Origin of the sequence: Pseudodesulfovibrio portus (assembly GCF_026000375.1) — a bacterium.
Taxonomy (GTDB): Bacteria; Desulfobacterota; Desulfovibrionia; order Desulfovibrionales; family Desulfovibrionaceae; genus Pseudodesulfovibrio; species Pseudodesulfovibrio portus.
Window position 1 is genome coordinate 176783 of sequence record NZ_AP026708.1, and the last position, 12760, is coordinate 189542.

The 12760-nt window shown below is 55.1% G+C and carries 14 protein-coding genes, 1 tRNA gene and 1 other RNA gene; 9 read left to right on the forward strand and 7 right to left on the reverse strand.

Translation table 11 applies throughout. From position 1 onward, the window contains the following. Positions 1 to 13 precede the first annotated feature (13 nt). Positions 14 to 307: a hypothetical protein gene (locus tag OO730_RS00885; protein ID WP_264982698.1), complete on the reverse strand. Its 294-nt coding sequence runs from the start codon at positions 305 to 307 to the stop codon at positions 14 to 16. A 150-nt stretch (positions 308 to 457) separates the two neighbouring features. Beyond that, positions 458 to 853 carry a flagellar protein FlaG gene (locus tag OO730_RS00890; RefSeq protein WP_264982699.1) on the reverse strand — a complete coding sequence of 132 codons (396 nt, stop codon included), beginning with the start codon at positions 851 to 853 and terminating at the stop codon, positions 458 to 460. Between the two features lie 278 nt (positions 854 to 1131). On the opposite strand from OO730_RS00890, the gene OO730_RS00895 reads away from it, so the two are divergent. The 5 genes from OO730_RS00895 to OO730_RS00915 all read left to right on the forward strand — a co-directional run bounded on the left by OO730_RS00895 (position 1132) and on the right by OO730_RS00915 (position 5201). Then, complete coding sequence (locus OO730_RS00895) at positions 1132 to 2250, forward strand: FapA family protein (RefSeq protein ID WP_264982700.1); 1119 nt, start codon at positions 1132 to 1134, stop codon at positions 2248 to 2250. 3 nt (positions 2251 to 2253) lie between these two features. Next, a complete protein-coding gene (locus OO730_RS00900; protein WP_264982701.1) occupies positions 2254 to 3006 on the forward strand; it encodes a motility protein A in 753 nt (250 codons plus the stop codon). 19 nt (positions 3007 to 3025) lie between these two features. After that, the gene (locus tag OO730_RS00905) at positions 3026 to 3793 is read left to right on the forward strand and encodes an OmpA/MotB family protein (protein ID WP_264982702.1); all 768 of its coding nucleotides are present in this window, start codon (positions 3026 to 3028) and stop codon (positions 3791 to 3793) included. A gap of 8 nt (positions 3794 to 3801) precedes the next feature. Then, positions 3802 to 4557, forward strand: coding sequence for a flagellar motor protein MotB (locus tag OO730_RS00910; RefSeq protein WP_264982703.1), 756 nt, complete (start codon positions 3802 to 3804; stop codon positions 4555 to 4557). A 164-nt stretch (positions 4558 to 4721) separates the two neighbouring features. Beyond that, positions 4722 to 5201 carry a chemotaxis protein CheX gene (locus OO730_RS00915; protein ID WP_264982704.1) on the forward strand — a complete coding sequence of 160 codons (480 nt, stop codon included), beginning with the start codon at positions 4722 to 4724 and terminating at the stop codon, positions 5199 to 5201. 71 nt (positions 5202 to 5272) lie between these two features. Here OO730_RS00915 and ssrA read toward each other — a convergent pair. From ssrA to OO730_RS00935, 4 genes are all read right to left on the reverse strand, one after another. Beyond that, positions 5273 to 5657, reverse strand: a transfer-messenger RNA (tmRNA) gene (ssrA, locus tag OO730_RS00920). A 279-nt stretch (positions 5658 to 5936) separates the two neighbouring features. After that, the gene (locus OO730_RS00925; RefSeq protein WP_264982705.1) at positions 5937 to 7775 is read right to left on the reverse strand and encodes an O-linked N-acetylglucosamine transferase, SPINDLY family protein; all 1839 of its coding nucleotides are present in this window, start codon (positions 7773 to 7775) and stop codon (positions 5937 to 5939) included. Positions 7776 to 7986: 211 nt separating this feature from the next. Continuing rightward, a tRNA-Met gene (locus OO730_RS00930) sits at positions 7987 to 8063 on the reverse strand. Between the two features lie 93 nt (positions 8064 to 8156). Continuing rightward, positions 8157 to 8948, reverse strand: coding sequence for an undecaprenyl-diphosphate phosphatase (locus OO730_RS00935; protein WP_264982706.1), 792 nt, complete (start codon positions 8946 to 8948; stop codon positions 8157 to 8159). A gap of 129 nt (positions 8949 to 9077) precedes the next feature. Here OO730_RS00935 and OO730_RS00940 point away from each other — a divergent pair, with 129 nt between their 5' ends. Genes OO730_RS00940 through OO730_RS00950 form a run of 3 tightly spaced genes read left to right on the forward strand, consistent with a single transcriptional unit; the run spans position 9078 to position 11571 of the window. Further along, positions 9078 to 9260: a hypothetical protein gene (locus tag OO730_RS00940; RefSeq protein ID WP_264982707.1), complete on the forward strand. Its 183-nt coding sequence runs from the start codon at positions 9078 to 9080 to the stop codon at positions 9258 to 9260. An 8-nt stretch (positions 9261 to 9268) separates the two neighbouring features. Further along, positions 9269 to 10432 carry an LptF/LptG family permease gene (locus OO730_RS00945; protein ID WP_264982708.1) on the forward strand — a complete coding sequence of 388 codons (1164 nt, stop codon included), beginning with the start codon at positions 9269 to 9271 and terminating at the stop codon, positions 10430 to 10432. Next, the gene (locus OO730_RS00950; RefSeq protein ID WP_264982709.1) at positions 10429 to 11571 is read left to right on the forward strand and encodes an LptF/LptG family permease; all 1143 of its coding nucleotides are present in this window, start codon (positions 10429 to 10431) and stop codon (positions 11569 to 11571) included. Before OO730_RS00945 ends, OO730_RS00950 begins: the two co-directional genes overlap by 4 nt. Here OO730_RS00950 and yihA read toward each other — a convergent pair whose 3' ends face one another. After that, a complete protein-coding gene (gene yihA, locus OO730_RS00955) occupies positions 11572 to 12210 on the reverse strand; it encodes a ribosome biogenesis GTP-binding protein YihA/YsxC (protein WP_264982710.1) in 639 nt (212 codons plus the stop codon). Between the two features lie 51 nt (positions 12211 to 12261). Here yihA and OO730_RS00960 point away from each other — a divergent pair, with 51 nt between their 5' ends. Next, the gene (locus OO730_RS00960) at positions 12262 to 12720 is read left to right on the forward strand and encodes a type II 3-dehydroquinate dehydratase (RefSeq protein WP_264982711.1); all 459 of its coding nucleotides are present in this window, start codon (positions 12262 to 12264) and stop codon (positions 12718 to 12720) included. Positions 12721 to 12760 lie beyond the last annotated feature (40 nt).

The window sequence follows — 12760 nt, forward strand, 5'->3', positions numbered from 1 at the left end:
AAGGGGAGGGGGCTCAGGCTATTTCGTCAGCGATACTGCCTATGGCCGAGTCGATGATGGAGCTCATGGCCTGTCTGACGTCCACATCCGTCCCGGTGGAGCTGAAGTCCGGCCCGCTGCCGGAGTATTCCTCGGTCTTTGAGCGGACCTCGGTTCCGACCACGGCCATTTCCATGGTGTCCACGCCGCCTTCGTTCATACCTGAGCCGACTTCGCTGCTCGTATCACTCAAGGATTCAACACCGGTCAGTTGGCTGTCCAGGCTCATGGATTGGATGGTGTCGGTGGAAATGCTGATATCTGACATGGCTGCCTCCAGTGGTCACACTAGCTCGACATCATTATGCATCAGCCGGAATCTCTTGGCAAGGGGCGGAACGGCTGTCGCACCAACGCCAAAGACGCCCCCGGCGGCGGTGCAGGGGCGTTGGAATCTTTGGCGACGGCTCGAAATAGATCAGGACACTTTGTCGAGAAAACCCTTTCCGAGATTCTTAAGCGATTCGGAGAGCTTGAGAAGGTCGTCTTCGGGAATCTTGCGAATAGTCTTTCCGTCTGAATCGATGATCTCGACCTGAATGGTGTCGTTTTCCTCAAGGACGTTGAACTTCAACTTGACGTCATTGGACGCGAAATGCTCCTCGGCCTGCGAGAGCATGGAGTTCAATTCTTCCCTGGTGAACTTTTCGGATTGCCTGTTGTCGGAGCGAGTCTCTCTTTGCTGGTTGACTGCATCAACCGGTGGTTGACTCGACGCCTCCTGAACGGGCGGCCTGGCCATAGCCTTCGCCTGAACAACGCTCTCCGAGCGCAGTTCCTGCTTCATCTCTATGGTGATTTCGGGGATATTCATGGTCTCCCTCCCTGGTGTTACACGAATCATCCCAACCTGAATTGCCTTGTACGTTACCTATCGGCAGCATTCGCAGTATCTTTAGAGCTATTTCCTCCCTTGGTCCGCATATTGGTGCATGCGTAAAATCATTGGTTGCACGTTGACGGGAAGTTGAATTTTGAATAAGCTCCTTTATTACTGGAATAGTTCGGAATTATAGTCTATTCCACAATTCGTTTTTCGATTGTCAAATCCAACGGAGGGTGTTCCTGCCCCGGGCGGCCCTCAGGATATATATGCCTTTTCTTCTCAAGCACCATTTCAATCCGAATTGGGACCCCGCCAAGCTTACTCCCGAGGAGCAGGCTGACGGGAGCGTTGACCACACCCGACTCAATTTTGTTCAGAGCTTCACAGCCGGTGACGTGATTGCCGAATGGGTGGAGCCGGAAGCGTCCGGTGAAGACACGGAGTCTCGATTTCTTTATGATACAAAGGTGTTCCCGGCCGGAAAAGGGACCGGGATCAGGAAGAAATGTCCCGATAAGCTGTTTGCGGCAGTGGACGGGTATGCCTGCTACCGGGATGAGAAGATTGTTGTCAGGCAGACACTGACGGTTCGTCGCGATGTTGACTATCACACTGGCAACATCGATTTTATTGCCGATATCGTTCTGGAAGGGTCGGTACGTTCAGGTTTCGAGATCATCGGTCGTACCGTATCGGTCCGAGACCAGATCGAGGCGGCTCACGTCAAGGCGCGCCAGGAGTTGCGCTGCAAGGGGGGCGTCAAGGGCGGTGGCGGGGCCTTCCTGGAGTCAGCCCGAAACATGAAGCTGGCTTACTGCGAAAACGGTACGCTCAAGTCCCGACGGGATATCCTGATCAAGGGGGCGTTGATGCATAGCGACGTGTTTGCGGACGGTCGGTTGGCCGTGGGTGGCAGGCTGACGGGTGGTACCGTTCACGCGTATGAAAGCGTCTACGTCGGCGGACAGCTGGGGGGCGGGCTGGACACGATTACTGCGGTCGTGCTGGGCTATCAGCCGTCATTGTTGTACAAGGATGCGGAGCACAACAGGCGCATCAAGCAACTCCACGCTGATATCGCATCCTATGAAAAAGCCTTGAATAAGAATGACGAATATCGTGACGAAATACGTTTCCTGCAAGAGTCGGCCATAAAGGAACTGGAATTGTTGAAGGCGTTGAAGGTCAAACTTTGGGACGGCATATACGCCACCGAACGCCTGGACCGCTGCAAGGTCATCGTCCCAGGTGTGGTCAAGCCGGGAGTGGAGGTCAGTATCGGCTCGGCTTACCTAAAGGTTGATGATTATTTGGAAAATGTATACTTTTATTATGAGAATGATGACGTGAAAATTGGTTATTCCACCGCAAAAGACAGAAGATAGACTATGGATATCGCAACTCTTATTGGACTTGTCGGCGCATTCGGCCTCGTATTGACAACTATTTTTATGGGTGGCAATGCCGCCGGGTTTATCGATATTCCTTCTGTCGTCGTCGTTCTCGGCGGTACTTTCGCGGTCACCTTTGTCATGTTCCCCATGGGAGTCGTGATCAATGCGATCAAGGTCGGCATGAAGACCTTGCTTTTCAAGTCGAACGACGCGCAGGAAATCATCCGTCTCATCGGGACGTTGTCGGAAACAGCCCGAAGGGAGAGTCTCGTGGCTCTGGAAAAGGTCAATATCGAAGACCAGTTCCTGAAAAAAGGCGTCATGCTCGTGGTGGACGGCTCCAGTGAAGCCCTTGTCCGTTCCGTAATGGAGATTGAGCTGGAGTTCATGAAACAACGGCACAGGCAGGGCCAGGCAGTGTTCAAGGGGATGGGCACCATGGCTCCGGCATTCGGCATGATCGGTACTCTCATCGGTCTGGTCAACATGCTCTCCAACCTGTCCGATCCGGCGTCGATCGGTCCCGCAATGGCCGTTGCCCTCCTGACGACGTTTTACGGTGCGGTCATGGCCAACGTCGTCTTTCTCCCCATGGCGACCAAACTTGAGGAGCGGTCGGCGGAAGACGTCCTGTTCATGCAGATCATGATCGAAGGTGTGGCTTCGTTGCAGCGCGGCGATCATCCGTCCATCGTCAAGGAAAAGCTCCAGGCTTTCCTGGCGCCGGCCCTGCGCGAGGAGTCCTAGTTTTTTCAGGGGAGTACCCGTGGCTCAAAAAGCGGAAGAAGTCATAGAGCGCAAGCCTCCTCAAGACCCACCGGCCGATGAGGGGCTGCCGCCGTGGATGGCGACATTCGCCGACATGGTGACGTTGTTGCTGTGCTTTTTCGTGCTTCTTCTGTCCTTTGCCGAACAGAGTGAGACGAAATACAGGGATGCCTTGGGATCGATCAGGGGCGCTTTTGGCGTTCGCGAAGTCCGTGCCGTGACCGATGAGATGGCCATGTTCGACACCACCAGCAAGGAAACCAAGGAACTGGCGTCGCAGATTTCCCATGATGAGCGCCTTTTGCTCGGCGTGGTCATGCGTATCAAATCCCTGCTTGAAGACGAGGACCCCGAGATCAAGGAAGGAACGGGTGTTTCGGCTGACAGGGACGGTGTGATCTTCAGCGCCAATTCTGCGGCTCTATTTCAGCCGGGCTCTGCGGATCTCTCCCCCGAAGCCACAACGATTCTCGACAAGGTGATCACGATACTCAAGGATTACAAGCTCAGCATCGTCGTGCGCGGACATACCGACGACCAACCGGTTTCCACACCTCGCTATCCATCCAATTGGGAACTTTCCGCAGCCCGGTCCGCAGTGGCTCTCAATTATATAATCACCAAGGGCCATATTCAGATCAATCGGGCCAAGGCCGTGGGGTATGCGGATACCCGTCCGGCGGTTCCCAATGATTCTGATGAAAACAGGAAGATAAATCAGCGAGTCGAGTTCTATCTCCACATGCCCCAAAGGGATGCCTGGTAGGGTGCTTCATGGCTGAAAAAGATATTATTGAAGAACAGGCGGGCGGTGGGCCGAAATCCGATCCGCCCAAGCCGGCAGAAGGGATTCCGCCTTGGATGGCGACATTCGCCGACATGGTGACGTTGCTTTTGTGTTTTTTCGTTCTGCTCCTATCCTTTACCAATCAGGATGTCGCCAACTTCAAGACCATGATGGGCTCCATCCAGGAGGCCATGGGCGTTCAGAAAGAGGATTCCGGGGCCTTTGCCACGCCCTATGCGGACACAAGTTTCAAGGAGCGCAAGAGCGTTCGCGAGAACCGTGAGATCGTGGAGCTCGGGGCGCGCATCAAGAAATCCATCCGTTCCCGTGATCTGACGAGCATGGCCAGAGTCAGTTCCGACAAGTCCGGCGTCATGCTTCGGTTGAATAACCAGGCCATGTTCGCCCAGGGTTCCGCCGAGTTGACCAGTGGAGCCAGAGAGGGGCTGAAGGTGGTCATCGACGCCATGGAAAACAGTGAGTTCAACCTTATCATCCGTGGGCATACCGACGGCGATCTGACCGAATCATCCATCTACCATTCCAATTGGGCTTTGTCTGCGGCTCGAGCTGCACGCTGCCTCCGCTACATACTGGAAAATTCATCCATACCCGCGAGTCGCATGAAGGCCGTCGGCTATGCAGATGCCAAGCCCATTTTGCCCTCCACCTCGGAGGAAAATCGGCGAATCAACCGCAGGGTGGAGTTCTTCTACTTGCCCCAAGGTCGATCGAAATGGTGATCATATGACCGGCTTTGGGTCTTTCACAATATGTGTTAGATGATATGACGGCTGAACTCGACGGTGGCAGAAATGAGATTGTAAAGGTGTTTGTTCCGATCGGCCCGAACGCCTCCATTCACCAACAGGATTATGCTTCGTTTTTTTCTATAGGTTTGTAATCAATGGGAAAAATCAACTATAACGTCAACTTTATCAATCCGTTCCTGCAGGCGGTTATCCACGTGTTGCAGACGATGGCCCACGTGCAGGCCAATCCGGAACAACCCTATTTGAATGAGGAGCGCAAAGCCATTGGTGACGTCACAGGCATCATCGGCATTACGGGGTATTCCAAGGGCACAATGTCCATCACCCTGGAAAAGGATGTGATACTCAAGATCGTGAACAACATGCTTTTTGAGGAATACTCTGAGATCAACGAAGAAATTTGTGATGCCGTCGGTGAGCTGACAAACATGATTTCGGGCCAGGCCAGGGCCAAACTGTCACAGCAGGGGCAGAGCTTCGATGCCTCGACCCCGACCATTTTTTCCGGCAGGGGAATCGAGATCAAGCATGTGGCCAGCGCTCCGGTTCTGTCCATTCCGTTCACCACCGATGAAGGACGATTCGTGGTCGAAGTGGCATTCGAATCCAGTTGACGACCGGTTGGGATTTTTCCAATGAAAAAAGGCGTACTCTCATATGAGAGTACGCCTTTTTCATTCTGACTTGGTGGAGGCGGGGGGAATCGAACCCCCGTCCGAGAACGATCCGCGAAAGCGTCTACAGGTTTAGGTCCGGAATAAAGTTTCGCCAGGCGGGTTGCTCCGGGCCAGACGGCCGACTGACTAGTCCCTTAAGTGTTTCGCGACAAGGGCAAGGAACGAACGCTTGAAGCTAGCCCTATGAGTTGTCGATCCAGTCCGCTTATAAGGCGTCGGCGGGTGAATCGTGACAAGCTATGTTGTCAGGTAGCAATTCTGCAATTAAGCAGCCATTGCGTAGTCGTAATTGTCGTTGGCAATTATCTTTGTGGTCGATTTTTACGAGGCCATCGACCAACCTCGACCTGCGGCTTCGGCTTCAACTATCCCCGTCGAAACCAGTGCGCCCCCATGTCAAAGAACTGTTCGGCAAGTCATATATAAACAGTTGTGGTGGTTTGGCAACCCAAACAAGCACTCTTGTTGTTTTTGATTTGTCAGGGCTGCCAACTGTTTTTCTCCTGTTATTTCTGCATGATCACAGTTATCTAGTAAAAATCTAGATAATGTCTGGATAGAAATGGAGCAAGATTTCGTTTGGTCGGAAGGAGATCGGGAAATTTGAAGGACTCTGTGCACTGCGGGAGAGCGTGTTTGAGCGAGAAAAAATCAGCCCGTACTCGGAGTGGATCAGTTCAACGTGGTCAGCAGTACCTGTTCGAAATTACGTGTGAAACGCTCCACATCGCAGAATCGCGAGGAAGCGAAATTGCGCAGTAGGGTATCGGTGGTTGTGGTCAGCAGGCTGTGGTCGGTGCCAAGGCGGACGGTCCGGGCGATATAATCCTCAATACTCGTGCAGACGAGGTTGTCCAGGTCGCAGGCCGAGAGTATGGACGCGCTCAGGCGTGAACCGAAACTGTCGAACGGACAGGTCAGCACGGGCGTTCCCGTGGACAGGGCGTCTGCCGTGGTCGCACCGCCCGAGTAGGGGAACGGGTCAAGGGCGATGTCCACCTTTGCGTAATCCTTGATATATGCGTCATAATCACTGGGGCCGAGGAAGATGATTCGGTGCGGAGCTATTCCCAGGCGCATGGCCCGGTCAAGGAACAGGTTTTTGACCCATTGGTCGGAAAAAGTCCTGCTTTTCAGGTAAATGCGACTCTTCGGGACATTTTCGAGGATGGCCGCCCAAGCCGTGAGTACGGTGTCGTTGATCTTGCCGGAATCATTGAAACATCCGAAGTTTATCGGAGCGGCCTGGTCCCGTTTGGCAGGTGCTGTCTCGGAAGAGGGCACGTAAGGGAAAAAGGAATCTGCCAGCCGGAGCACCTTTTCGCGGTAGAACGCTTCCTGTCCGGGCGGGACATTGATCTCGTCGGCCAGTACGTAGTCCATGGCCGCCACGCCTGTGGTATTGAAGTAACCCAGCCACATGATCTGGACCGGAGCGCATTTGCGGGCCAGCACCCCAAGCCGGTTGCCGTTGGAGTGGCCCGAGAGGTCGACCAGGATGTCGATGTCCCGGCTCTGGATCAGGGAACAGGCCGAACGGTCGTCCAAGTGATGTATTTCATTGAAATTGGGGGCAACGGACCGGTATAAAGCGGTCATGTCGTCTTCAATATCGACGTTCGAGAAGCAGTGGACGTCGAAGCGATCACGATCAAGACATTTGAGGACCGGAAGGAACAGCTTGCCCACAGGGTGCCGGGTGTAGTCGGCGGAAATGAATCCCAGCCCGATGCGGCCGTCAGCGCGTGTCTTTCTGCGGGCAAGCGGTTGGTCGGAAGACAGGCAGTCGGTATGTTTATCAGCCCATTGCATGGCTTTTTCAAGAAGCCGGGAGCCCTCGGCAAAGGTGTAGTTCAGGCAGAAGAGCGCCCGACTCGCATGGGCGGGGTCACCCGGTACGAGGTCGGCTGCCCGTTGAAACAATTCCAGCGATTTAGCATGGTTTCCCAGTGATTTGTATATCTGGGCAAGATTGACGTGCGCATCCGGGTGGTCAGGGGAGAGGGCCAGGATCTTCCAATAGGCGTCAAAAGCCGCCTCGGTCATGTCGCATTCCTGGTAGGCGCAGGCCAAGCGGAATAGGCCGTCCACATTGCCGGGCTCTATGGTAAGGAGTTGTTCAAAGACCCGTGCGGCGGCAGCGAACTGGCTGTCATAATAAAAGATTTCTCCCAGGGTAGACAGCATGCGGGAAGAGGCGGGATTGCAGGCCAGCCTCTGTTCGAGGATATTGATCGCCGGCTGAATCCGTTTCCTTTTGCGCAGGACCCGGACGAGATTCAAGGTGATTTCCTCGATCTCCGGTGCGATTTCGTTGGCAGCAAGAAGCAGCGACTCCGCTTCGGGCAGCATCTTTTTGCGGTAAAGGGTTGAACCGGCGAGATTGAGCACGGCACTGTTGCCCGGAGCTTGTTTGAGCAACGACAGGCAAACGGCAAGGGCGGCATCCAGCTTGTTTTCCATGAGAAGCCGTGATGCGTCGTTGTAGCCGTTGACGATAGCCTGTTCCAAACCTGCCCCCCTCAAATTACGTCATCGGTCTGATCGTCCGAACCGGCCGGGAACATTATGTTTCGCAGGCGTTTTTTTGACAGTGCCCGAAGGGAGCGTGTTTTCGTCTGTTTCGGAAAGAGAAAAGGGAGATTCGTTATGCTGCAAATTGCGGGAGGGAAAAAAGAAGCCCGTAAAACCATATGATTTTACGGGCTTCCGAGGTCATTCGTGGTAGCGAGGAGAGGACTTGAACCTCCGACTCTGCGGATATGAGCCGCATGCTCTGACCAACTGAGCTACCTCGCCACGTTTGTTCCGCCGAAGCGGAGACTGTCTATAGACCGTCTTTCCGTGCTTGGCAAGTCTAAACAGGGAAGAAATTAAAATTTGGGGAACCCATTACATAAACAGGAGAATCAAGGGGGCCAGGGCGAGCCTGTATACGGCGAACGGGCGCAGGGTCAGCTTGCCGAGCAAGTAAATAAACCCCTTGATGGCCAACCAGGCGGAGATGAACGAGACCACAAAGCCGATGAGCAGGCAGATCAGGTCGCCTGTCTCGAAAAGTTGGTAGCTTTGCATGAAATCATAGCCGGTTGCGGCGAACATGATGGGCACGGCAGCAATAAACGAGTACTCGGCGGCCACCTTGCGCCTGGTGCCGAGCAGCATGCCGCCCATGATGGTGGCGGCGGAGCGCGAGAAGCCGGGCCAAAGGGCCAGGCACTGGAAAAGGCCGATGCCCAGGGCCAGGCCGGGAGTTATTTCATCCAGGGTCGTGACCGTGTCCTTCTTGTCCATGGCCTCGACGATGAATATGAGCACCGCGCCTACGGCCAGTGCCACGGCCACGGTGTACGGCGTGAAGAGAAATTTTTTGATATACGGGTGTGCCAGGAGGCCTACGATGACTGCGGGCAGGGAAGTCAGGAACAGGAGCCAGATGCCGTAAGGACCGGAAAACCGCTGTGTCGGGTTGGTTTTGAGCAGGCCGACGAACCGTTCCCAATAAAGAACCACAACGGCCAGGATGGCACCGAGCTGGATGACGACTTCAAAAGTATCGGCCTTGGGGCCGATGAAATCCAGGAGGTGGCCTGTGACGATGAGGTGGCCGGTGCTGGAGATGGGGAGAAATTCGGTCAGTCCTTCAACGACTCCGAGAATGAAAGCGACGTACCAGGGGGCCATGTATGCTCCGGTCAAAAGATTTGATGTCTGTGATCACGTAGGGCTAGCCTATGTAACACTGTCTTGCAACCCCTTGTAAGACAGTGTATTTCGTCTTTGTCGAACCAATGATCAATCCGGGAGAAATTCATGACCACCATCATGCCGCAGAACGAACTGACCCGTAAGGCCATAGCATGGATCTGCGAAAAGCAGCAGGACGGGCAGGACGGTGAGCTGAATGCCTTGATCCAGGAAGCGGCTGCCCGCTTCAACTTGAGCCCCAAGGATGTTGAGTTTCTCCAACGTTTCTATAAAGATAAACAAGACTGAACCGTCGAGTGAAACTGCTTCAGCGACAAATATTCCTTGAACTGTCAAAGCTGTTCGGCTTGACGGTTTCCTGCCTGCTTGGCCTGATTCTTGTGGGCAGGATGCTCCAGTTGCGCTCTCTGTTCCTGTCTCAGGACATCGGGTTCCTGCACATCCTCGAACTTTTCTTCTATCTGACGCCGTTTTTCCTGTTGCTGCTCACGCCTATTGCTACCATGTTGTCGGTTTTCTTGACCTATCTGCGCATGAGCACGGATAATGAACTGATTGCGCTCAAGGCGAGCGGGGTCAGCCTGTACAGGATGCTTCCGGCTCCGGCCCTGTTCTGTCTCATGATGACCTTGTTCACCTTTTTCATATCATTCTGGGGGCTTGCCTGGGGCATGGATATGTTCAAGACCAAGCTCTATCACTTTGCCCGGACCAATTCCCGATTCGCCCTCCAGCCGGGCATATTCAACAAGGAATTCCCCGGTGTGACCTTCTATGCCCATCAGGTGAACAACGAGACCGGTGAATTGAAGTTCGCCTTTGTCCGGGACGAATCCATCAAGGACGCCTCCGTGGTCATCGTGGCGCCAGAAGCCAGGATCGAATCCACGCCGGAGCTGGCAACAATTCAGATAACATTTCGGAATGGGAAGATCTTTCGGGAGAGCGGTGACGAACTCAACGTCCTGCGTTTTGGCAAGTATTCCATCAAGCTCGACTTGGGCAGGCTGCTGGCCGGTTTCACCTTCGAAGACAAGGCCAAGGACATGTCCTTTGGCCGGTTGAGCGCCATCAGAGGAGATCCGACCCTTGGGCCGAGCCTGGACGAGCGGTTCCAGCGCAAGATCAATACCGAGTACTTCAAGCGACTGACCATGCCGCTGGGATGCCTCGTGCTCGGCATGTTCGCCATTCCCATCGCATACGTGTTCCGAGGCCTGAAGCAGCAATATGGCCTTCTGTTGGCGATGGGGCTGTTTCTGGTCTACTACACCATGTTTTCCATCGGCGTGAGCATGGGCGAAAGCGGCGCCATATCGCCGTCCATCAGCCTGTGGGCACCCAACGTCCTGTTCGTGTTCGTGGCCGGCACCGGTATGTATTACGCCAACCGTGAGCGGACGCCCACGGTGGTGCAGTGGCTGCTGCACCTGCGGTCGCCCAAGGAGGCCGAGGCATGAGGGGCGTATTCGGCCTGGGCGTGCTGAGTCGCTATCTCATCCGCCAGAATCTCTATCTTATGGGCATATGCCTGGCCGTGGGCACGTGTATCTACCTGCTTTCGGATATTTTTGATCGGCTGGATGATTTCATCCGCGCCGAACTCGGGGCCGAAACGATCCTGCTCTATTTCGTGGTCAAGGTCCCCATGATCGTTTCCCAACTGATGCCCGCCATCTTCCTTCTGGCCATGGTTCTCCAGTTCGGCATCCTGGCGAGATCGCGTGAGATGCTGGCCCTGCGCGCCGGAGGCGTTTCCTTTGCCTGGTTCATACGGTTCTTCGTCATTTACGCCCTGATCTGGAGCGGCGGCCAGCTGGTCTTTTCCCAGTTCCTCGGCGTATTCGGCGACTACGAAGCCCATCGCATCTGGAAAGAGGACGTCCACAAGCGGTATATCGACGAGTTGACCATCGACAACCTGTGGTTTCGCGACGGGCCGTTTATCGTCACGGCACGGCAGGCGTTCCCCGGCATGAGCCGGGCCGAGGGCATCACTGTTTACGAGTTCACCACGGATAATCAGGAGCTCATCCGCATCCTGACCGCGAAAAAGGCGTTAGTGGACGATCACGGATGGGGGCTGCTCGATGTGCACGAGCTGGACACCCGGACTTTTGTCGGCGTGAACAGGCTGTCACAGTTCTTGTCGGTGCGGCAGAACCTCAAGGCCTATGCCGCGGTGGAAGTCAAGGGCGACAAGGCGCGACTGCCCTTGTTCGAGCTGTCAAAGGCCATCCAGAAGTTGGAGGAATCGGGCTCCAATGTGGAAATTCTCCAGACCGTCTGGCACGGCAAGCTGTCCTACGCCTTTTCCATGGTGGTCATGGCCCTCGTGGCCTTGGCGCTGATCACCTGGTCCGAGAACATGTACGCCAACATAGGCCTGTCGCTGATTTTCATCTTCGCCCAGTACGGGATTCACGTCATGGGGGTCTCGGCAGGGGAGCAGGGCGTTCTGCCGCCCATTGCCGCCGCCTGGATAGGCAACGGCATCATGGGCTCGCTGGCCTTGTTGCGGCTGGCATGGGCCACGGTCCCCGGACTCCAGCCAAGGGTCAGGGGATGGCTTGGTCAGGTGGCAGTGCTTCGGAGTTGATCAACGGGCGTATTCGCCCAGGATATCCCAGAGTTTTTCCTCGCCCCTGCCGGTCTTGCTGGAAAAAGCCAGCGGCAGCCTGTCGTGTTGCAGGATGTCCTTCCATTGGCCCTGGAGTTTGGCAAGATCGCGTTGCTTGGGCTTGTCCGCCTTGGTCAGTACCGGGATGACCGGAATGCCCATGCTTCGCAGGTATGAGGTCAATTCCAGGTCGATCTTCTGCGGGGGAATCCGGGAATCGAGCAGCACGACCACGGCCTTGAGTTGTTCGGCGGTGGTTATGTACCGTTCGATGAGCTTGGCCCATTTGTCGCGTTCGGTCTTGGAGCATTTGGCATAGCCGTAGCCGGGCAAATCGACGAGGAAATACCCGTCTGGATTGACTTTGTAGTAGTTGAGACTGCGCGTTTTGCCGGGCTTGGAGCTGATCTTGGCCAGTTGTTTCCGCCCTGCCAGCCTGTTGACCAGGGAGGATTTGCCCACGTTGGAGCGTCCGGCCAGGGCTATCTGCGGCTCTTCGAATGTCTCAAGCTGCTTGATTTCGTATATTGTTTTGACTAACTCGATGGTTCGGTTCATAAAGGAGTACCGCTTTCGTCGTTGGTTTATGTTGGTTCCGAGTGTTCGCTTTTTTCCCATGGTACGTCAAGAAATCGGGACGAACTAATTACATACGTCAAGGATATGATCATGGCCAAACGCACCTTTCTCATACTGAACGGCCCGAATCTGGGGCACATCGGCAAACGCCAGCCCGAAATTTATGGTTCGCAGTCCATGGACGACATGGTCGGACTGCTCAAGCAGGTCATGGGCGACAGGGCGGACGATATCCGCCTGGTTCATTTCCAGTCCAATTCCGAGGGCGCACTCATCGACCGGCTGGAAAAGGCCCGCGAGGAGGGCGTTGACGGTGTGGTCTTCAATGCCGGGGCGTACACGCATACCAGCTTGGCCATCGCCGACTGTCTGGCCTGGATAGGCGTTCCCTGCGTGGAGGTGCATATCAGCAACATCTGGGCGCGCACAGGCCAGCCGCTTCGGCAGCAATCCCTCATGGGCGAGCAGTGCGTCGGCGTGATTGCCGGTTTCGGCATTCTGGGGTATGCCCTCGGTGTCCAGGCGCTGCATGCCCGTCTGGAAGATTGATATCAGCGGAACTTTGACCGGCCGACGCCGGGTAAAAATA